Annotated in this window: 15 protein-coding genes; 11 read left to right on the forward strand and 4 right to left on the reverse strand. The window is 61.4% G+C overall.

Annotation, left to right across the window (positions count from 1 at the left end; translation table 11 throughout):
* Positions 1-85: 85 nt before the first annotated feature.
* Positions 86-1891, reverse strand: coding sequence for a bifunctional ADP-dependent NAD(P)H-hydrate dehydratase/NAD(P)H-hydrate epimerase (locus WD012_RS07130; protein WP_339563069.1), 1806 nt, complete (start codon positions 1889-1891; stop codon positions 86-88).
* Between the two features lie 233 nt (positions 1892-2124).
* Between WD012_RS07130 and WD012_RS07135 the strand changes: the two genes are divergently transcribed.
* Positions 2125-2832: an SGNH/GDSL hydrolase family protein gene (locus WD012_RS07135; RefSeq protein WP_339563070.1), complete on the forward strand. Its 708-nt coding sequence runs from the start codon at positions 2125-2127 to the stop codon at positions 2830-2832.
* Between the two features lie 75 nt (positions 2833-2907).
* Here WD012_RS07135 and WD012_RS07140 read toward each other — a convergent pair whose 3' ends face one another.
* Positions 2908-4509, reverse strand: coding sequence for an ABC-F family ATP-binding cassette domain-containing protein (locus WD012_RS07140; RefSeq protein WP_339563071.1), 1602 nt, complete (start codon positions 4507-4509; stop codon positions 2908-2910).
* Between the two features lie 253 nt (positions 4510-4762).
* Here WD012_RS07140 and uvrA point away from each other — a divergent pair, with 253 nt between their 5' ends.
* From uvrA to WD012_RS07190, 10 genes are all read left to right on the forward strand, one after another.
* A complete protein-coding gene (gene uvrA, locus WD012_RS07145; RefSeq protein WP_422614385.1) occupies positions 4763-7699 on the forward strand; it encodes an excinuclease ABC subunit UvrA in 2937 nt (978 codons plus the stop codon).
* A gap of 165 nt (positions 7700-7864) precedes the next feature.
* Entirely contained in the window at positions 7865-10135 is a 2271-nt protein-coding gene (uvrC, locus tag WD012_RS07150) for an excinuclease ABC subunit UvrC (RefSeq protein ID WP_422614386.1), read from the forward strand.
* A gap of 67 nt (positions 10136-10202) precedes the next feature.
* Positions 10203-11231, forward strand: coding sequence for a shikimate dehydrogenase family protein (locus WD012_RS07155; protein WP_339563074.1), 1029 nt, complete (start codon positions 10203-10205; stop codon positions 11229-11231).
* A complete protein-coding gene (gene rapZ / locus WD012_RS07160; protein WP_339563075.1) occupies positions 11228-12169 on the forward strand; it encodes an RNase adapter RapZ in 942 nt (313 codons plus the stop codon). The genes WD012_RS07155 and rapZ overlap by 4 nt, the downstream gene beginning before the upstream one ends.
* Positions 12170-12322: 153 nt before the next feature.
* A complete protein-coding gene (gene whiA / locus WD012_RS07165; protein WP_339563076.1) occupies positions 12323-13345 on the forward strand; it encodes a DNA-binding protein WhiA in 1023 nt (340 codons plus the stop codon).
* 164 nt (positions 13346-13509) lie between these two features.
* Complete coding sequence (locus WD012_RS07170) at positions 13510-14715, forward strand: phosphoglycerate kinase (protein WP_339563077.1); 1206 nt, start codon at positions 13510-13512, stop codon at positions 14713-14715.
* 137 nt (positions 14716-14852) lie between these two features.
* Positions 14853-15656, forward strand: coding sequence for a triose-phosphate isomerase (gene tpiA, locus WD012_RS07175; RefSeq protein ID WP_339563078.1), 804 nt, complete (start codon positions 14853-14855; stop codon positions 15654-15656).
* An 87-nt stretch (positions 15657-15743) separates the two neighbouring features.
* A complete protein-coding gene (gene secG / locus WD012_RS07180) occupies positions 15744-15995 on the forward strand; it encodes a preprotein translocase subunit SecG (RefSeq protein ID WP_339563079.1) in 252 nt (83 codons plus the stop codon).
* A gap of 186 nt (positions 15996-16181) precedes the next feature.
* A complete protein-coding gene (locus WD012_RS07185; RefSeq protein ID WP_422614382.1) occupies positions 16182-17060 on the forward strand; it encodes an HAD family hydrolase in 879 nt (292 codons plus the stop codon).
* A 169-nt stretch (positions 17061-17229) separates the two neighbouring features.
* A complete protein-coding gene (locus tag WD012_RS07190; protein ID WP_339563081.1) occupies positions 17230-18780 on the forward strand; it encodes an aminotransferase class I/II-fold pyridoxal phosphate-dependent enzyme in 1551 nt (516 codons plus the stop codon).
* 205 nt (positions 18781-18985) lie between these two features.
* Here the strand turns inward: WD012_RS07190 and tal are convergent, their stop codons facing one another.
* Both tal and tkt read right to left on the reverse strand, forming a co-directional pair.
* Positions 18986-20089 carry a transaldolase gene (tal, locus tag WD012_RS07195; protein ID WP_339563082.1) on the reverse strand — a complete coding sequence of 368 codons (1104 nt, stop codon included), beginning with the start codon at positions 20087-20089 and terminating at the stop codon, positions 18986-18988.
* 117 nt (positions 20090-20206) lie between these two features.
* A complete protein-coding gene (gene tkt / locus WD012_RS07200) occupies positions 20207-22306 on the reverse strand; it encodes a transketolase (protein ID WP_339563083.1) in 2100 nt (699 codons plus the stop codon).
* Between the last annotated feature and the right edge of the window lie 140 nt (positions 22307-22446).

Raw genomic sequence — 22446 nt, forward strand, 5'->3', positions numbered from 1 at the left:
TCTCCTGTCGCTGACGCGTAACCGCGTCGTGGCTTCATTGTACTTGCAACATCGTTGGAACCGGGGAGGCTGCCGCAAACGGGAGTTAGCCGATGAGTTGCGCGACCGCCTGCGGAATAGCGCGCACCACATCGCTCGCGATAATCGGCTTCCCGGCATCATGACCGGTATCGCGCTCGCTGACGCCGTAGACTTCGGGCGCACTCCACCCGCATTGTGACGAATGCGAGGCGATGGCGGCGGCAAGGCCATGCAGGTAGACCGCGGCGGCAACCGTGTCGGCCACAGCCGGGGCGTCATCGGGCGATCCGGACACGTCGGACTGGGACAGCAGCGCCCCGATCATGCCTGCAAGGATGTCTCCCGCCCCGGCCGTGCCCAGCCAAGCGGGGGCGCGTCCGCACAGGATCACTCGGGTCCGCCCGCCGTCATAGGGGTCCGTTCCGGCGATAACGCTGACCGCGCCTTTGAGCACGACCGTAGCACCAGTCGACTCGTGTGCAAGTGTCGCATATTGTGTGGGCGCCGATACGACTTGGCTGGCGGTCACCGGCCCGTCCGCGGCGCCAAGCCTGGTCAACAGGCTTGCCAGCTCACCGGCGTGGGGCGTAATCACCACGTTTCCAGGTACCAGGGCAGGAAGCAGGTCAAGCGCACCGGCATCCACGACGATGGGTGGCATCGCTTCCGGGTGAGTGTCCTGCGCCGAGGTGTCCTCATCGTGCGTCCCGGAGTCCGGGGAGAGCGCATAATGCGACAGAAGCTTCGCAATCGTCTCGCGCTGGATGTCCTCATCGTCTGGGGCATCCCCGGACGCGGGAACCCCCGAACCGACAACCCAGGCGTTCACATGCCCCTTGCCGATGACCGCCTCCGGCAGCGCGCGCAATACCAGATCCTGCGCGCGCTGCGGCCCGAGGTACCGCACCATGCCGATGCCTGATCTCGCGGCTGCACTGGCACCGAGCACCGCCGCACCGGGGTATCGTGCCGAACCGGTGACCAGCCCTACGACCCCACGCGTGTATTTCATATCATGCACCGACGGCACTGCGATCGAGGAAGATGCGAGGTCGGCGTCCATCATCTCCGCTGCAGGTTCGGCCTCGTCGATATCGAACCCGAAATCGACGAGCGTGACCTTCCCGCAGGCATAGGACGCGGGAGGCAGCATGGCGCAAGGTTTGAGGGCGCCGAACATCACCGTTCGGTCCGCGTTCAGGCATGGTCCTGGGATTGTCCCGTCGTCCACGCCGATTCCCGAGGGCGTGTCCACGGCCAATACCATGGGCTGGTCATCGGTATGCGCTTGGGCTGCGCCGGAACCGGGCCGCCCGCCGGGCCCCCACAAATCCAGCAGCGCCGTAGCGAGCGTCGCCGCGATGCCGTGCAATGCTCCGGACACGCCGATTCCCGTCATCGCATCGATGACCAGATCGGCCTGGTTCGCGAGCTCAACGGCGACACGGAGACGTTCACCGGCCTCGCCCGCGGAGAAACCGCTCACGCAACCGGAGATATCAGCCTCCGGATCCAATACCAGCACGCGGCCGCCGCTATGCGCGAACGCGGAAAAACCACCATCATGCAGGCCCCTTCCCACGGCGACAACCGTGACTTGGGCGTCATCGCCCGCGAGTTGCGCCGCGGTGAACAGCCCGTCACCGCCATTGTCGCCGGCCCCCGCGAGAACGACCACATTGGCGTCCTCGACGGTGATGCCTTGGCTGTCAAGCATGCGTTCCGCCTCATGGGCTGCCGCTGCCGCCGCCATGCGCATCAGCGGCACGCCATCATCCAGCAGCGGCCGTTCCAGCTCGCGTACCGTGTCTGCGGCGTATGCGTTGAACCTGAGCATCTGCAGGCGTTCCTGATCAATGCTTCCACCCATGGCATGGACCCCTTTCCTATCAATGGCGTTCAGGCCCGTTGCACCCTGCACCAGGACTGCTTACTTCCACTGTAGTCCCTTTCGGGGCGGATTCGCGGCGACGCGTGCATGTCCTGTGCGGGCGCATGACGCTGTCGGCAAGTACGCCCGAAGCATTCGTCGTCCCTCGGGCGGTACAGTAGTGGGATACGGGAATCGGTGGATTGCCGTGAGAGGACAGAAGGAGCATGGGCATGAACGTGGTGGCGGCTGCTGAGGCGTTATGGGCGCAGCACACTATACATCTCGATCCCGAGCCGCGAGGGGAGCGGCAAGGTGTCGTACATGCCGACCAGACCGGGGACGCGTTGTCGTTCGTGGCCGTCGGTGATTCGATGATCGCCGGTTGCGGGGTAGAGGACCAGTCCGAAGGATTCACGCCGGCTATGGCATCAGTGTTCTCTGATGTGCTCGACCGGCCGGTTGACTGGCGTGCCGTCGGCAAGCTCGGTGCCACCATGCGTCGCGTGCGGTATCGTCTGCTCCCGCAGGTCGAGCATCATGCCGATTTGATGGTGCTATGCGCCGGGTCGAATGATCTGATGGCGCGTAGGACCATCGCCCAGTGGCGCGACGACCTGTCCGCTTCGCTTGATCTGGCGAAGGGACGCGCCGACCATGTGGTCGTGTTCAGCGCCGCCCAGCTGTATCGCAGCCCGTCCTTGGGCAAATCCCTGCGTCATGTCATCGAAGGCATGACCGACGAGCAGACGCAGGCCAGCCGTGAGATTTGCGAACAGTACGGAGTCAGGTTCCTCGACATGACCCACGAGGACGTCGGCGCGGACCGCGAGGGCTTCTACGCGCACGACAGATTCCACCCCAGCGCGTACGGATACCACTGCATGGCGCAGCGTGTCGGCGAGCTGCTGGAAGGCTGGATGGCCGACACGCTGCGGTAAAGGGCAAGAGAGTCGCCGGAATCTCCAGCGCAGAAAGCTGGATGACGGGCGTGCCGCCATCCAGGCAACCGCTCCTTACTCTTCAGCCACCAGTTCCAGATAGCCGTCGTTCCACAGATCCTCGTCGCCGTCAGGCATGAGCAGCACGCGCTCGGGGTTCAGGGCCTCGACCGCGCCCTCATCGTGGGTGACCAACACGATCGCGCCCTCGTATTTCGCGATCGCCTTGAGAATCTCATCTCGCGAGACAGGATCGAGATTGTTGGTCGGCTCGTCCAGAAGCAACACATTCGCACGGGATGTCACCAGCGTGGCGAGCGCCAGCCTGGTCTTCTCGCCACCGGAAAGCACCTTCGCCGGTTTCATCACGTCATCGCCGGAGAATAGGAAACTGCCCAGAATCGACCGCGTATGCGTGTCATCGAGCTCCGGGGCGACGTGCTGAAGGTTCTCCAGTACCGTCGCATCCATATCGAGCGTGTCGTGCTCCTGAGCGAAATACCCGATCTTGCACCCGTGCCCGTACACCACCTCACCGGTATCCGGCTGCTCCTGCCCGGCCAGGATCCGCAACGTCGTCGTTTTGCCGGCGCCGTTGTACCCGAGGATCACGACGCGTGAACCCTTGTCGATCGCAAGATTGATGCCCGCAAACACGATATTGGACCCGAACGCCTTCGAGATATCCTTCGCCATGATCGGGGTGCGGCCGCAAGGCGCCGGCTCCGGGAAACGGATATCGGCGACCTTCTCCTTCTTCTCTGCCTCGCTGGTCTCGGCGAGCAACCGTTCGGCGCGGCGCATCATGTTCTGGGCGGCGACCGCCTTCGTGGCCTTCGCATGCAACCGGATACCCTGCTTCATCAGGCGCTCCGCCTTCTTTTCGGCGACCTCGCGTTCGCGCCGACGACGTTCCTCATCGACCACACGCTGATGAAGATACGCCTTCCATCCCAACGAATACATATCGATCTGGCCGAGTTGGGCGTCAAGATGCCATACTTTGTTCACCACCTCGTCAAGCAGTTCAGTGGAGTGGGAAATCACCAGGAAACCGCCTTCGAAGCGTTTGAGATAGCCGCGCAGCCACTCGATCGAATCCGCATCAAGATGGTTCGTCGGCTCGTCGAGGATCAACGTGTCCGCATCCGAGAACAGGATGCGCGCCAGCTCGATACGCCGCCGCTGGCCGCCGGAGAGCGTGCCGAGCTGCTGCTGCATGACTTCCTGGGGCAGTCCGAGGCTGTCGGCCATCGAAATCGCCTCGGACTGGGCCGCATAGCCGCCCGCCTTGTCGAAATCCTGCATGGCCTTGTCATACCGGTTCATCGCCTTGCTCATCACATCAGGGTCCGGATCGGTCATATCCTTCTCGGCCTTACGCATACGGCTGATGATCGTCGCGATATCGCGGGCGCTCATCATCCTGTCCAACGCGGTCTGCGTCGGATCGGCCACATGCGTATCCTGGGGAAGATATCCCAGCTTGCCGGAAATGCGTACGGAACCCGCGGCAGGGAGCATATCGCCGGTAATCACACGCGTCAGCGTCGTCTTGCCTGCGCCATTGCGGCCGACCAGGCCGATCTTGTCGCCCTTCGCGACATGAAAATCGGTCGGATGCAACAACGTACGCGCCCCGATCTGGATTTCCAGTCCCTTTGCCTCGATAGCCATGCCCACCTGCCGTTTCTTCCAAACATCGCGGTCAAAGTCCAACAGGCTATCTTACCCATAGGGAGCCGACGTGCCCGACAGCACCGCAGCGCGGTCTTCAGACGCCCCACGCACGCCACACGGAATCGAACACATGTTCGACATACGTCATACAAGGCTGTATTCTAGAACCCAGTACCACCCACACCGGAGGCAAGACGTGAGCACAGCACAACAGGCGCCGCACCAGCATCACACCACCGCGGCCGAGCATATCCTCAACAGCGATTCGTTCCTGCAGCGGGAGCTCGCCAAAGCGCCGCTCAACGAGCATGACGGTTCACTCGTCGCCGACATCAGCCACATCCCCAACGACCTCAAGATCACCATCCAGGGCGCTCGCGAACACAATCTCAAGAACGTCGATCTGTCGGTCCCGCGTAACCGCATGGTGGTGTTCACCGGGTTGTCCGGTTCCGGCAAGTCGTCGCTCGCGTTCGACACGCTCTTCGCCGAGGGGCAACGGCGGTATGTCGAATCCCTGAGCGCCTATGCCCGTCAGTTCCTTGGGAGGATGGACAAGCCGGACGTCGATTTCATCGAAGGCTTGAGCCCTGCCGTGTCCATCGACCAGAAGACCACGAACCGCAACCCGAGGTCGACGGTCGGCACCATCACCGAAATCTACGATTATCTCAGGCTGCTGTTCGCGCGCACCGGACAGCCCCATTGCCCGCAGTGCGGCGAACCGGTGAGCGCGCAGACCCCGCAGCAGATGGTCGATGCACTGCTTGCCATGCCTGAACGCACCCGCTTCCAGATCCTTGCACCGGTGGCCAGGGGGCGCAAAGGCGAATTCGTCGATCTGCTCGAGCTCCTGCGTTCCGATGGGTATGCGCGCGCGCTGATCGACGGCGAGATGCGGCAGCTTTCCGATGACATCAAGCTTGCCAAGCAGAAGAAGCACACCATAGAGGTGGTGGTCGACCGTCTGGTCATCAAAGACGGCATCCGCCAAAGGCTTACTGACTCCATCGAAACGGCCCTCAAGCTGTCGAAAGGGCTGGTCATAGCGGATTTTGTGGATCTTGACGAACAGGACCCCAACCGTAGGCGTCCGTTCTCCGAAAAGCGGGCATGTCCGAACGGGCACCAGCTTGAGCTCGACGAGATCGAGCCACGCACGTTCTCCTTCAACGCTCCGTACGGCGCCTGCCCTGAATGCACGGGCATCGGCTACAGTCTGGAGATCGACCCGGACCTGGTGATCCCCGATCCGTCGAAAACCCTCAACGAGGGGGCGATCGAGCCGTGGGGTCTGACCAAAGGCACCGGCGACTATTACCGGCATGTGCTGGAAGGGCTTGGCGAGGAGATGGGATTCAATCTGGATACCCCTTGGCAGGATCTTCCCGAAGACGTCCGGCACGCCATCATGTACGGCCATGATTTCAAAGTGAAGGTCTCATACCGGAACCGCTGGGGGCGGCTGCGCGAGTATTCGACGGGATTCGAAGGCGTTGTACGCACGCTGATGCGTCGCCACGACGAGACGGATTCCGACCAGATGAAGCAGTACTACGAGTCCTATATGCGCGAGGTACCCTGCCAGGCATGTGGCGGCAAACGTCTGCGCCCGGAAGTGCTTGCCGTCACGGTGGACGGGAAGTCCATCGCCGATGTCTGCGACATGCCGGTGGAACGGAGTCTCGCGTGGATCAGGAATCTGCGTCTGGAAGGGTCCGCCGCCGAAATCGCCGGTGAGGTAGTCAAGGAGATCAGGGCGCGTCTCGCTTTCCTCAACGATGTCGGGTTGAGCTACCTGAGCCTGTCCCGTGCCGCTAAGACCCTGTCCGGCGGCGAAGCCCAGCGCATCCGACTCGCCACACAGATCGGCTCGGGGCTTGTCGGGGTCATGTACGTGCTTGACGAGCCTTCCATCGGACTGCATCAGCGCGACAACAAGCGCCTGATCGACACCCTGCACCACTTGCGCGATCTGGGCAATACGCTGATCGTCGTGGAACACGACCAAGAGACCATAGAAACCGCGGATTGGCTGGTCGATATCGGCCCTGGGGCAGGTGAGCATGGCGGTGAAGTGGTATATTCCGGCCCCGCCTCGCATATCGTCGACGCGCCCCGCTCCGTCACCGGGGATTACATCGCCGGCAGGCGTGCCATCGAAGTGCCGAAGCGTCGCCGCCGTACCAGTGCGAGCCGGCGGCTCACCGTCATCGGGGCAAGGGAGAACAATCTCAAGAACATCAACGTGAACTTCCCGCTCGGCGTCATGACCTGTGTGACCGGTGTGTCCGGTTCGGGCAAATCCACGCTGGTGAACACGATCCTCTATCCGGTGCTCGCCGATAAGCTCAACGGCGCGCGCATGGTTCCGGGCAAGCATACCCGCGTCGAGGGCGTCGAGCAGTGCGACAAAGTCATCCATGTCGACCAGAACCCCATCGGCAGGACCCCGCGTTCCAATCCGGCGACCTATACCGGGGTGTGGGACAAGATCCGTGCGCTCTTCGCCAAGACCCCCGAGGCACAGGTGAGGGGATACGGGCCTGGACGGTTCTCCTTCAACGTCAAAGGCGGGCGTTGCGAGGCCTGCCATGGTGACGGCACGCTCAAGATCGAAATGAACTTCCTGCCCGACGTGTACGTCCAGTGCGAGGAATGCCATGGCAAGCGGTATAACCGCGAGACCCTGGAAGTCAAGTACAACGGCAAATCCGTTGCCGACGTGCTCGACATGCCGATCGAGGAGGCCGCCCGGTTCTTCAAGGCATACCCGTCCATCTCCCGGTATCTTGACACGCTCACCCAGGTCGGTCTGGGGTACATCCGTCTGGGGCAACCGGCCACAACCCTTTCCGGCGGCGAATCCCAGCGCGTCAAGCTCGCCACCGAGCTGCAGCGCCGCTCCACAGGCAAGACCGTCTACATTCTCGACGAACCGACCACCGGACTGCATTTCGAAGATGTGCGCAAACTGCTCCTCGTCCTGCAAGGCCTGGTTGACAAAGGCAACACGGTCATCGTGATCGAGCACAACCTCGACGTCATCAAGTCCGCGGACTGGATCATCGACCTGGGGCCGGAAGGCGGCGATGGCGGCGGCACCGTCGTCGCGCAGGGCACTCCCGAGCAGGTCGCCAAGAACGAGAAGAGCTGGACGGGCAAATTCCTCAAGGACATGCTCTGAACCGCTTTGAACACGGTGAGACGCCGGAATCATTGCAGACGACTCCAGAACGCGGTAGCGGCGGCAACCCGGGGAAAGGAACCTACAGAACCCATGGGCATCATCGAACGTCACAGCCCCGAACGCTGGCGGGCGACCGCCAAGGGGATCCTCGCGGATCAGACCATGCAAGGACACACATCCGCCACGCAAGACGACGCTTCGGAAACCCCGCGAGGAGTCAACGCCAACGGGGCGCCGCTGCTCGGCGACTCGCGTGACCTGTTCCGCCCGAAAACCGGAGATATCCCGGCGGAACCCGGTGTGTACAAGTGGCGGGACGGGGAAGGACGGGTCATCTATGTCGGCAAGGCGAAGAACCTGCGCAACCGTCTGACCAACTACTTCCAACCGCTTGACCAGCTGCACCCGCGCACCCAGACCATGGTGCTCACCGCGAGAAGCCTGGAATGGACCGTCGTCGGCACCGAACTCGAGGCGCTCACCCTCGAATACACGTGGATCAAGGAGTTCGATCCCAGATTCAATGTGGTATTCCGGGACGACAAGACCTACCCGTATCTCGCCGTCTCAGTGGGCGAAAGCATCCCGCGGGTATGGGTGACACGCAGTAGAAAGCGGCGCGACACCAGATATTTCGGGCCATACGCGAAGGTGTGGGACCTGCGCCATAGTCTCGATCGGCTGTTGAAGACCTTTCCGGTGCGCACCTGTTCTGATGGGGTGTTCAACAAGGCGCGTCTTACCGGCAGACCCTGCCTGCTCGCCTCCATCGGCAAATGCTCCGCGCCCTGCGTCGGGCGGATCAGCGAAGCCGACCATCGCCGCCAATGCGAGCGATTGGTCGGCGTACTGACCGGCAGGGTGGGAAAATCCTATATCGCCCAGCTTGGCCGTGACATGAAGACGGCAAGCGATGACCTCGATTTCGAACGCGCAGCCAGGCTTCGGGACGAAATCGCGATGCTGCGGACCGTCATGCAGCAGAATTCCGTTGTCCTCGACCAAGACGTGGATGCCGATATCTTCGGACTGTCCTCGGATGAGCTCGAGGCATCGGTCCACGTGTTCTTCGTCAGGGACGGGTCCATCCGAGGCGAACGCAACTGGACCGTCGAACGAGTCGAGGATATCGGCGATGACGAATTGATGGCCGACCTCATCGTGCAGGTGTATTCGGATCTGCTTCATGAACGCGGCGACGGACAGCATCCGCAGGACAGTGACAGTATGCAGCATATCAACGTCCTCGAACGCAGGGATGCCATCGGTGCGACACAGCGCGTGACCGCTTCGGACAGCCTCGCCAGGGCACAGGCGACAAGGACCCGACACGAGCGGCTGGAACAGACCGGCCGCGCGGATCTCCTGGCGCCGATCGCCCCGGTACCGCGCGAGATCCTCATGCCGGTCGAACCGGCCAGACGCGAGGATCTCGAATCCTGGCTCAGCGGCGAACGCGGGTCACAGGTCTCGATACGAGTCCCCGGGCGCGGGGAGAAACGCACCCTGATGGAACGCGCCAACGACAACGCCGCGCAGGCGCTGCAACGAAGCAAAATGAGCCGTATCAGCGATATCGGCGCCCGCACCGAGGCGATGAACGACGTCGCCAAGGCACTTGGACTGCCCCAAGCGCCGTTGCGTATCGAATGCTACGACATTTCCAATACCATCGCAGGCGCCTATCAGGTGGCATCCATGGTGGTCTTCGAGGACGCGATCGCGAAGAAATCCGAATACCGTCGCTTCGCCATCAGAGGGCATGACGGCAACGGCGCGCTCGATGATCTCAGCGCGCTGTATGAGACCCTGACCCGTCGGTTCCGTCACGGCAACATCGCCGGCGATTCCGGCGACAGCATCGACAACGAACGGCGGATAGAACGCGTGCTACAAAGCCAGACCGGCCAAGACGGTGCGCCGACGGCAGACGGCGATACCAGCGAGGTCGTCCAGCAGAATACGGAACGCAGGCATTTCGCCTACAAACCCAACCTCGTCGTCGTCGATGGCGGCAAGCCGCAAGTCATGGCGGCCGCCAAAGCGCTTCATGACTGCGGGGTGGACGATGTCGCCGTATGCGGTCTGGCGAAACGGCTTGAAGAAGTCTGGGTCCCTGACGACGACTATCCAATCATCCTGAAACGGCAGTCCGAGGGCATGTATCTGCTCCAACGCGTGCGCGACGAGTCGCACCGCTTCGCGATCACCTATCACCGGCAAACACGGCGTAAAGGTATGCTGCGGTCCGCATTGGACGATATTCCCGGCATCGGGCCGGCATACCAGAAACGGCTGCTCAACGCATTCGGGTCCGTGCGCGCCATGCGGGATGCCAGCGTCGACCAGCTCGAGCAGGTCAAAGGCGTCGGGCACGCCAAGGCCGAGACGATATACCGGGCATTGCACGCAGAAGACAAACCCACCGATTAGCATGGGCGATACCGGTACTACCGGCGTTGTCCAGCATCGCATCCATGACGGGTGCGCGGGAAAGCGAGTGAGAACCTTGATTGACATCCCTGATTCCTTCGGTGCGCCCACCGCGGCCAACCAGTGCGCGGTGCTCGGCAAACCCACCGCGCACTCCCTGTCGCCTGTCCTGCACCAGGCCGCCTACCGGGCGCTCGGCATCCAGGACTCATGGTCATACCACCGCTACGAGGTGGGCGAAGATGCGCTCGGAGGCTTCCTCGAAGAGCTCGACGACAGCTGGCGCGGCCTGAGCCTGACCATGCCTTTGAAACGTACCATCCAGCCTTACGGAATACCGTCGAATACCTGGGCGAAACATCTCGGTGTCGCCAATACCGTAGTGTTCGACTGGCAGACCCCGGCGGTCCCGGGGCCGGCGACCGACGCGGGACTGCCGTTCATGCGTCTGTACAACACCGATGTTGATGGCATCGATCTCGCCATCCGCCACGCCTGGGATACCCGGGGAGGATACCCGTCCAACGCGGGCCGTCTCAAGGCGCTGGTCATCGGCAACGGCAATACCGCCATGTCCGCCATCGCGGCGCTCAGCCAACTGCGCACGCCTCAGGGTGCGACCGTCGGCGGTATCGGTATCACCGTCGCGGCGCGGCATCCGGAGCATAACCGCGACATCCTCGCTTTGCGCGAGCGGCCGGCCTCGTCAGGCGTGCTCCGGGTCGATGCCATCATCGGTCTCGATGCCGTGGCGGCGACGATGAACGACTATCAGGTCATCATCAGCACCCTGCCGGCGCATGCCGCGGACGATCTTGCGGCACAACTCGTCGCAAGCGGCCTGCACGTGGACGGCACACTGCTCGACGTCGCCTATGCCCCCCATCCAAGCCGGCTCAATCGTGCCTGGGAACAGGCAGGCGGCATATCGATCGGGGGCGAGGAGATGCTGCTGTACCAGGCCATCGGCCAGGTATGCCTGATGACAGGCCGTGGAGCACAAGCCTGGAGCGATGGCGGACCTGTCGACGTCCGACAAGTCGACAGCGCACTGGAAGATGCAATGAGAGCAGCGTTACGGGAGGCAATACAATGACCGAAGCCAGCACACAGCATGCGGGGAACGTACCTGGAAACGAGGGGGATCGGCCGGACCCCGCCGATTCGTTCGAGGTCCTCCTGATCACCGGTATGAGCGGCGCAGGACGCACCCATGCCGCGGATGCCCTCGAGGACATGGGCTGGTATGTCGTCGATAATCTTCCTCCGAAGCTGTTGATCCCCCTGGTCGATATGATGACTTCGTCCGGGTCGAAAGTCCATAAACTCGCCGCGGTCATCGACGTACGGTCGCGAAGCTACTTCGACGATCTGTCAGAAGTGCTCAGCCACCTCGACGATCTTGGCGTAAAGACGCGCATCCTCTTCCTCGACGCGAACAACGAGGTGCTGATCAAACGCTACGAGTCGGTCAGGCGTCCGCACCCGTTGCAGCACGGCAACCGCCTCATCGACGGCATTCTCGAGGAGCGCTCCCTGCTGGCCAATCTCAAGGAACGCGCCGATCTGGTTATCGACACATCATCGCTCAGCATTCATCAGCTGTCCACGAAACTGTATGAATCGATGCTGGGATCGGGACCTGCCACGGTATCGGTGCATATCTTCAGCTTCGGGTTCAAATACGGCATCCCCATCGACGCGGATTTCGTCGCCGATGTACGGTTCCTGCCTAATCCCTATTGGATCCCCTCGTTGCGCGAGCTGACCGGGCTTGACAAGCCGGTAAGCGACTACGTGCTTTCGAGCAAGGGCGCACAGGAATTCCTCGACGCATATCAGCGCGCGATCAGCATCGCCATCGACGGTTATGCCAGGGAAGACAAGCATTACGTGACCATAGCCATCGGATGCACCGGCGGGCAACACCGTTCGGTCGCCATGAGCAACGCGCTGGCCCAACGGCTGCGTTCACAAGGATTGTCCGTGACGGTTTCGGCACGGGAACTCCACCGTCACGTACACCAGTCCTGACCGAATGACGAAAGCCAACGGCTGAATTTACACGGCTTGACGTAATCTTGTCCAAGATATTGGATATGACAGATAGCCGTTGCCGACCTGCCGGCGAGCCACCGTCGCAGGCGCAGACACTATGAAGAGAAACAGGAAGTAGGAGGTTGGCTCTTGGCTCTTCTCGATGATGTCAATAGCGAACTCGCCACGATCGACGATGACTTGCCAGCCGCGATGGTGGCACAGGCTGCCGCCATGTTCCAATTCGGCGGCGGTCTGCGTCAGACCAGCAACAAGCAGATTGTATTGTTCGCACAATTTGACTCGCTTGAAGCGGCGAAATGGTTGCATAACGCCATTGTCAACCAATTCCAGCATCAGGCGCAGGAAGTCGCGAAGAAGCAGCCGCTGCATGAACAGAACGCGGCGAAACAGCCGAAGTTCGACGCAAAGATCAAATCGGTCCGCCGTCAGACCCCGCAAGGGCAGATTCTCCAACGGTACAACGTGGTCGTCGAGCGCGGCGCGATGGGACTGGCGGTATGGCTTGGACTGTACAATCCGCGCACCCATCGTGTCGTCCGTGGTCTTCCGCCTGAGATCGTCAATGGCAAGATTCCGCAGATCAAGGCTGCCTGGCGTGGCGCATTCATGGCCCATGGGCTCATTTCCGACATCGGCACTGCAAGCTATCTCGAAGTCGTATGTCCGACCCATGAGTCGTCTCTCGCCTTGCAAGGAGCGGCGCATCGTCTCGGCATCAGCGCCAAGACACGTCAGGTGCGCAGTTCGGAACGCGTGACCCTGCGTGACCCGGACGCCATCGAGCGCCTCCTGGTTCTCATCGGCGCGCCCCGCTCAGCACGCGAGTGGACCGGCAAACGTACCGATGGCGAACCCCGCGGCAAGACGAATCGTCTGGCGAATTTCGACGATGCGAATATGCGCCGCAGCGCGAAGGCGGCTGAGGAGGCCACCAAGAAGGTGCGCGAGGCGTTCGAGATCCTTGGCGACGACATTCCACCCAAACTCCGTGCCGCCGGTCAGCTCCGACTGGACCATAGCGATGCGAGTCTGGAGGAGCTGGGACGTCTCGCCGACCCGCCCATCAGCAAGGATGCCATCGCCGGCCGTATCCGCCGACTGCTGCAGAAGGCGGAGAAAGCGCAGAAAATGCAGCGGCAGGCCGAATAGCCGGGAAGGACGGCCATACACCGCAATGTCGGGACGGCGCCGCCATTCGCACAGCGCGGATGGCGGCGCCGTTGTTCGTTGTTACCTGTATCATCGCAAGTGGCGTACCAACGTCACCATCTTCCCGCATGGCCTGTGAGGTATGCGGTTAGGAAAGGATACTCATGAAGACACTGAAGGATCTTGGAGATCTCAAGGGCAAGCGCGTTCTCGTGCGCGCCGATTTCAACGTCCCGCTGGACGGCACCACCATCACCGATGACGGTCGTATCCGCGCCGCTTTGCCGACCATTGAAGCTCTGCGCGCTGACGGTGCGAAGGTCATCCTGATGGCCCATCTCGGCCGTCCCAAGGGCAAGGTCGTTCCTGAGCTGTCTCTCGCCCCGGTCGCCAAGCGCCTGGGCGAGCTGCTCGGTGTGAATGTTCCGCTTGCCGAGGACACGTATGGCGCGGATGCCCATGCCAAGGTCGAGGCCATGAGCGACGGGGATGTCGTCCTGCTGCAGAACGTACGGTTCAACCCGGAGGAGACCAGCAAGGACGAAGCCGAGCGTGACGCCTATGCCAAGAAGATCGCCGAGCTCGGCGATGTCTTCGTTTCCGACGGTTTCGGTGTTGTGCATCGTGCGCAGGGCTCCAACTACTCCATTGCGAAATACCTGCCTTCCGCAGCCGGCCTGCTCGTCGAGAAGGAAGTCAAGGCGCTGTCCCGTGCCACCGAGAACCCGGAGCGTCCGCTGACCGTGGTGTTGGGCGGCTCCAAGGTGTCCGACAAGCTCGGTGTCATCGAGAACCTGCTCGGCAGCGCGAACCGTCTGGTCATCGGTGGCGGCATGGTGTACACCTTCCTCAAGGCCAAGGGCTATGAGGTAGGCACCTCGCTGTTGGAAGAGGATCAGCTCGAGACGGTCAAGGGCTATATCGAGACTGCCGAGAAGACCGGTGTCGAGCTCGTGCTGCCGACCGATATCGTCGTGAATGCAGGCTTCCCCGCCGGCGACACCCCGATCGCTCCGGAAGTCGTGAAGGCTGATGCCATTCCTGCCGACAAGATGGGCCTTGACATCGGTCCGGAATCCCAGAAGCTGTTCCACGACAAGATCGTCGATTCCAAGACGGTCGTGTGGAACGGGCCGATGGGCGTGTTCGAGGTCGCGCAGTTCGCCGAGGGCACCCGTGCCGTGGCACAGGGCCTTGTCGATGCGACGAAGGCCGGCGCCTTCACCATCGTCGGTGGCGGCGATTCCGCTTCCGCAGTGCGTAACCTCGGCTTCCCGGAGGACGGCTTCTCGCACATCTCCACCGGCGGCGGCGCTTCCCTTGAATTCCTCGAAGGCAAGGAGCTGCCCGGCCTGAAGGTGCTCGAGTAGGTTATCCCCCCAAGCGGTTGCGAATCCGCTGCGATGTGCGGGCGTGCATGGCTGTGCATGCCCGCACATGTATTATGCGGGCGTCCCGGTAGGCGGGATATAGTTGGAACAAAGACCGAGCGTGATAGGAGCTGTGCATGGCGGCAAGACGCATTCCTCTGGTGGCGGGCAACTGGAAGATGAACTTCAATCATCTCGAAGCCACATACTTTGTGCAGAAGTTCGCATGGCTGCTCCGTGACGCCCACACCGATTACCGTCGTTGCGAAGTCGCGCTCATGCCGTCGTTCACCTCCATCCGCAGCGTCCAGGTGCTGGTCGAGGCTGATGATCTGCCCATCAGGTACGGGGCCCAGTCCGTTTCCGTGACATCGCAGGGTGCTTTTACCGGTGACGTGTCAGCCGATATGCTGGCCGCGCTCGGATGCTCCTACGTGATTGTCGGGCATTCCGAACGACGTAAATACCATCCCGAGGATGACGCCAATATCGTCGACCAGGTCCGTGCCGTGCTCGCTGCCGGGATGAGCCCGATTCTATGCGTCGGGGAAAGCTACGAGGAGCGCAAGCAGGGCATTGAGCTTGATTTCGCTGTCGGCCAGGTCCGTGATGTCACCCGGGATCTGTCGGTCGATGAGGCGTCGCGACTGCTCGTGGCGTATGAGCCGGTATGGGCGATCGGTACCGGGATGGTGGCCACCCCGCAGTCAGCCCAGGACGCGGCGAAGGCGATCCGTGATGATATCCGCGGTACGTTCGGCAAGGAGACCGCCGACAAGCTTCGCATCCTGTACGGCGGTTCCGTGACTTCGAAGAATGCGGACCAGCTGATCCGCCAGCCCGATGTCGACGGCTTCCTGGTCGGTGGCGCTTCGCTGCACGCCGAGGAACTCGCCAATATCGTGAGGATCGTGGCCAAGTCGGGCACGGCTGTCGCATGACGATCATCACGGTTCGGATGCGATAATCCGCCCGTTGCGCTATGATATTTGCAGTTACACACAATGGAGGTTCAACTCGTGTCAGGTATGGCTGTTCTTAAGCTGGTTATCCAGATTCTCGTCGTCGTACTCAGCTTCCTGCTGACCCTGCTCATTCTTATGCACAAGGGCAAGGGCGGTGGCCTTTCCGACATGTTCGGCGGCGGCCTGACGCAGAACGCCGGTTCCTCCGGCGTCGCCGAGAAGAACCTGAACCGTTGGACGGTCATCATCGCCGTGCTGTGGGTGGCGTTGATCATCACGCTTGATCTGTTCACGAAGTTCAACATCGGCGCCTGAGATCAAACTTCCGGCCACGCACATATAGGTGGTGATGTGTCCGCCCTGCCTTTGTATATCACGAAGGCAGGGCGGATTCGTATCTGGATTCGCATCCAGGCATTATGTTGTGTGCGCATCGGGAAAGCCACAGAGCCGACCACAAATCGCATCACGGCAACGAGACGAAACAGGAAAGACACCATAATGATTAATGGTTCCAGTACGGTGACACAGAACACGCTCCAGGGCATACGGCAGGATATACGGCTTGTCGTCGCCGATCTTGACGGGACACTCATGCATGATGCGCCGACGTTCGAGGAACGATTCGTAACCCGGCATTCCATCGACACCATGTGGCGCATGCACGACCGGGGTGTGCGCTTCGCGGTCGCGACGGCACGGCCCGTCAGCACCGGATACGATGTCGTCTCACGGCTGCCTGTGGATGCCTGCATTTATCTCAATGGCGCCCTGATCGATATGGATCCCTCGTCATCGGATGTCGAGATGCTGACCAGCGGCGTGCTACCGGATGACGGGCATCTTGTGAAAACCGGTTTCTCCTCACGCCGTGCATGCGAGGTCTGCCGTTTTCTCGTGCATGAGCTCCCCGGATTGAGAATCGGCATCGTCATGGATGATGTCCGGTATACGAATTTCGATGTCAGCGTCTATTGGAAGACCCAGACCTTCGTGATCACGGACTTCACGGATGTGCCTGACGGCGTGGCTGACAAGATCATCATCTTCCCGGACCCACAGCAGTGGGGCAGACTCGGCGCATTGGTCCCTGATGATTTCTCCGTCAATATCTCAGAGGGATCGATGTGGATGCTCATGAACCCACAGGCGAACAAGGAGCAATCGCTGAAGACCATTTGCGCGGCGATGGATATTCCTCTCGCACAGACCGTTGCATTCGGCGATGATCTCATCGATATCGCCATGATGCGAAGGTCCGGCACCGGTGTGGCGGTCTCAAATGCGAATCCCGAAGTGCTGGCCATCGCGGACGATATCTGCCCGTCCAACAATGACGACGGCGTGGCCCAGTGGATTGAACACCGCTGGCGGCTCTGAGAAACCGCTGTGGTGTCGCACCTTGTGGCATCGGGAGAGGTCATGGTATTGAACTTCGTACTGGGTTGGCAAACAATGCTGGTTCAGAATAATGACACGCGGTTCAATCCGTTCACGCTGGTGGTATAGTAACTCCTAGCGTTGAACTCAATTTGAACTTTGGAGTGTCATGGCAGAAGGAATCTTCGCGCAACGTCTCGCTGAGGCGATGCAGCAGCGTCACCTCAAGCAGATCGACATCGTCAGACGGGCACCCGAGTACGGTATCCATCTCGGGAAGAGCCATGTCAGCCAGTACGTCAGCGGTAAGACCGTTCCACGCCCGGATACCGTCCGCGCCCTCGCTGAGATGCTGGGGGTCAGCGATGCCTGGTTGTCGGGGGAGAGCGATGCCATGACGGCATCGAAGCCGCGGCTCGCGGAAGGTCCCCAACATGCGGATCCCGCTGCAAACCACTCTGATCCATCGTTCACCGTCGCGCCTGCATCTACGAAAGGAACCACCATGCGGCATTTCGGCAAATCATCCAAGCTTGACAATGTCCTGTACGATGTCAGGGGACCGGTTGTCGATGAAGCGGCCCGGATGGAGGCTTCAGGCACCCATGTACTCAAACTCAACATCGGCAACCCCGCGCCGTTCGGCTTCCGAACCCCCGACGAAGTGGTGTATGACATGGCCCAGCAGCTTACCGATTGCGAAGGCTATTCGGACTCCAAGGGCCTGTTCTCGGCGCGCAAGGCGATTATGCAGTACGCGCAAATCAAGAATATCCCGAACGTCAGCATCGACGGCATTTACACCGGTAATGGCGTCAGCGAGCTGATCAATCTCAGCATGTCCGCGCTGCTCGACAACGGTGACGAAGTGCTGGTGCCTTCCCCGGATTATCCGCTGTGGACCGCGTGCGTCACCCTCGCAGGGGGCACCGCGGTCCATTACATCTGTGATGAGCAATCGGAATGGTATCCGGATATCGAGGATATGCGACGTAAGATCACCGATCACACCAAGGCGATCGTGATCATCAACCCGAACAATCCCACCGGCGCCTTGTACCCGCCTGAGGTACTCCAGCAAATCGTCGATCTCGCTAGGGAACACCAGCTCATGATTTTCTCCGACGAAATCTACGACCGCCTGGTCATGGACGGCCTCAAGCACGTGTCCATCGCGTCCATGGCCCCGGACCTGTTCTGCGTCACCTTCTCCGGACTGTCCAAATCCCATATGATCGCCGGCTACCGTGTCGGTTGGATGGTGCTCAGCGGCAACAAGAGCATCGCAAAGGACTATATCGAGGGGCTGAACATGCTTACGAACATGCGCATCTGCTCGAATGTCCCCGCCCAATCCATCATCCAGACCGCGCTCGGCGGCCATCAGAGCGTCAACGACTATATCGTGCCCGGCGGCAGGATCTACGAGCAGCGTGAATACATCTATGAGGCATTGAACTCGATTCCAGGGGTATCCGCCGTCAAACCGAAGGCTGCGTTCTACATTTTCCCGAAGCTGGATATCAAGCGATTCGGTATCAAGAACGATGAGAAGTTCGCACTGGATCTGCTACGAGAGCAGAAGCTGCTCATTGTGCAGGGCAGCGGTTTCAATTGGCAGCATCCCGACCATTTCCGCGTGGTATACCTGCCTCGCATCGAGGTGTTGAAGGATGCGGCGACCAAGTTGGGCAACTTCCTGTCCACGTACCACCAATGATGGCTTGGTGACCGGGTCTTTCCTTACACGACGGGGCGCATGCGGGTGATCCCTTGCATGCGCCCCGTCGTGTATATGCAAGATAGTTCAACATCACCGATGTATGGCATTGAATATGAATCAGGACATATGAAATCAGGCCCTGATTCCCGACAATGAAGCGGGTATCAGGGCCTGAATACAATCAGCCTATTGTGGATAGGTCTCAGCCGTTGACGCGGTCGATGCCGGACTGGACGTCGGCGATCACGGAATCCCAGGAGGCGATGAACTTGGCGACACCGTCGGCCTCGAGCTGATCGGTGACATCCTTGATGTTGATGCCCAGGGCGGCGAGCTTGTCCATGATGGCCTGGCTCTCCTCGTAGGTGCCCTTGATGGACGGAGCGCCGTTGCCGTGGTCGGCGAGAGCGTTCAGCGTCTTCTCCGGCATGGTGTTCACCACGTTCGGGGCCACGAGCTCGTCGACGTACTTGCAATCGGAGTACGCGGCGTTCTTGGTGCCGGTGGAAGCCCACAGCGGACGCTGCTTCTTGGCGCCCTTGGCCTCGAGAGCGGCCCAGCGAGGATCGTTCGCGAACTTCTCCTCGAAGAGCTTGTAGGCGAGGCGAGCGTTGGCCACAGCGGCCTTGCCCTCGAGAGCCTTGGCCTCATCGGAGCCGTTGGCCTCGAGCAGCTTGTCGACGGCGGTGTCCACGCGGGACACGAAGAAGGAGGCGACGGAGCCGATGTGCTTGAGGTCGTGGCCGTTGGCGTCAGCCTGAGCGATGCCCTCGATGAAGGCGTCGATGACCTGCTCGTAGCGCTCGATGGAGAAGATCAGCGTCACGTTGACGGAGATGCCCTTGGCGAGCGTGGCGGTGATGGCCGGCAGGCCCTCGAGGGTCGCCGGGATCTTGATCATGGCGTTCGGGCGGTTGACCTTCTCCCACAGCTCAACGGCCTGCTTCTCGGTGGCCTCGGTCTCGTGAGCGAGACGCGGGTCGACCTCGATGGAGACGCGGCCGTCGACGAAGTCGGTGGCCTCAGCAATGTCGCGGAAGATATCCGTCGCGTTGCGCACGTCGGTGGTGGTCAGCTCGCGGATGGCGGTCTCAACGTCGACCTTGCCGAGCTCCTTGAGCTGCGCATCGTACGGGCCGACCTGGGAGAGGGCCTTCTGGAAGATGGACGGGTTGGTGGTCACGCCAACGACGTTCTTGTTCTTGATGAGGTCCTGCAGGGAGCCGGACTCGATGCGGGTGCGGGACAGATCGTCCAGCCAGATGGAAACACCGTTGTCGCTGGTGCGCTGAGTTGCTTCAGTCATGTTTGTGTTACTCCTTGATATTCCTAGATGGGAACACATTAATTCTACATGAAAGGGTACCTTGAGGTTTTCTTCACGCGAACGTCAAAGTACCCTTTCATAGTGGTATGGACGCGATCAGGCGTTCACTTCGGCGATGGAAGCCTTGGCAGCTTCCACGACGTGCTCGGCGGTGATACCCAGATCGATCATGTTCTGAGCGCCGTCGCCCTGCAGGCCGAACTGCTCGATGGAGATGGCCTTGCCATAGGCGCCGAGGTACTTGTACCACGGCATGGCAACGCCGGCCTCGATGGAGACGCGGGCCTTGACGCCGGCCGGGAGGATCTCCTCCTTGTACTCGTCGTCCTGCTCCTCGAACCATTCCATGGACGGGAAGGACACGACGCGGGCCTTGATGCCTTCAGCGGCGAGGGTCTTGGCGGCGGCCACGGCCCACTGGACCTCGGAACCGGAAGCCATGACGATCACGTCCGGGGTGCCCTCGGTGTCGACGAGCACGTAAGCGCCCTTGCGGACACCGTCCTTCGCCTTGTCCTTGGTCTCGGCGAGCGTCGGCACACCCTGACGGGTGAGGATCATCGCGGTCGGCAGGGTATTCTTCTTCTCGAAGAAGTAACGGTAGGCCTCAGCGGTCTCATACGCGTCGGCAGGACGCACAACCTCGAGCTGCGGCATGGCGCGGAAAGCGGCCAGATGCTCGATCGGCTGGTGGGTCGGACCGTCCTCGCCGAGGGCGACGGAATCATGGGTCCACACGTACAGGTTCGGAATCTCCATGAGTGCGGCCAGACGCACGGCCGGGCGCTCGTAGTCGGAGAACTGGAAGAACGTGCCGTTGAACGGACGGGTGTCGGAACCGAGCAGGATGCCGTTGGTGATGGCGCCCATGGCGAACTCGCGCACGCCGAAGTGCAGCTGGCGGCCGTACTCGGACTGTTCAGGCCAGGTGCGGGTCTCGTCGGAGGACGGGCCGAAGGACTTGGCACCGTTGATATTGGTGTTGTTGGAGCCACCGAGATCGGCGGAGCCGCCCCACAGCTCAGGCATAACCTCAGCGATGGCGTTGAGGACCTGGCCGGAGGACTTACGGGTCGCGACACCCTTGCCGACTTCCTGGGCGGCCTCGAAGGCGTCGATAGCCTCGTCGAAGCCTTCAGGCAGCTTATGCGCCTTGATGCGCTCGTACAGGGCTGCCTTGTCCGGGTTGGCCTTCTGCCAGGCGGCGAACTTCTCGTCCCATTCCTTGTGGGCCTCGAGGCCGCGCTCGGCGACCTTGCGGGCATGCGCGAGGGCTTCCTCGTCGATCGGGAAGTCGACATCCGGATCGAAGCCGAGTTCCTTCTTCAGGCCGGCAACGGCCTCGGCGCCGAGCTTGGAGCCGTGGGAAGCCTCGTTGTTGGTCTTGCCCGGGGTCGGCCATGCAATGAGCGTGTCGACCTTGATGAAGTGCGGACGGTCGGTGACGGCCTCGGCCTTGTCGAGGGCCGCGGCGAGGGCCGCGGTGTCTTCCTTGTAGGAGCCGTCAGGCTGGATGAAGGACACTTCGTCGGTGTACCAGCCGTAGGCCTCGTAACGCTTGAGGATGTCCTCGGAGAAGGTGAGCTTGGTGTCGCCCTCGATCTGGATGTGGTTCGCATCGAAGATCACGAAGAGGTTGCCGAGCTTCTGGTTGCCCGCGAGCGAGCCGGCCTCGGAGGACACGCCTTCCTCGACATCGCCTTCACCGCAGATGACCCACACCTTGTGGTCGAACGGCGAGGTGCCTTCGGCGGCATCCGGGTCGAGCAGACCGCGCTCGAAGCGCTGGCCATAGGCGAAGCCGACAGCGGAGGCAAGACCCTGGCCGAGCGGGCCGGTGGTCATTTCGATGCCCGGGGTCAGGCCGTACTCCGGATGGCCCGGGGTGCGGGTGTCGGCGCCGCCTCGGAAGTACTTGAGGTCGTCCAGCGTCAGGCCGTAGCCGGAGAAGAACAGCTGCACGTATTGCGTGAGCGAAGCATGGCCACCGGAGAGGATGAAGCGATCACGTCCGGCCCACTTGGGATCGTTCGGATCGTGCTTGATGTAGTGCTGATACAGCGTGTAGGCAATCGCAGCCAGGGACACAGGGGAGCCGGGATGGCCGTGCCCCGCACGCTCGACGGCGTCGGCGGAGAGGACCTTCGCCATCTTGACGGCGCGCTCGTCCAATTCAGACCAGGTGAAATCGGTCATAGGTGATCTACTTTCCTTCCAATACTTCGGGTGGCCGCGCATTCGGCTTATGCCGCGCCACGGACGCCCTCACATTGCACTACCATGCTAACTTTTGCATCAGACTTCGTGGTGCGCTTTTGGCGTGTTCTGAACATTCA

The sequence above is a fragment of the Bifidobacterium thermophilum genome (assembly GCF_037482445.1).
Lineage (GTDB): Bacteria > Actinomycetota > Actinomycetes > Actinomycetales > Bifidobacteriaceae > Bifidobacterium > Bifidobacterium thermophilum_B.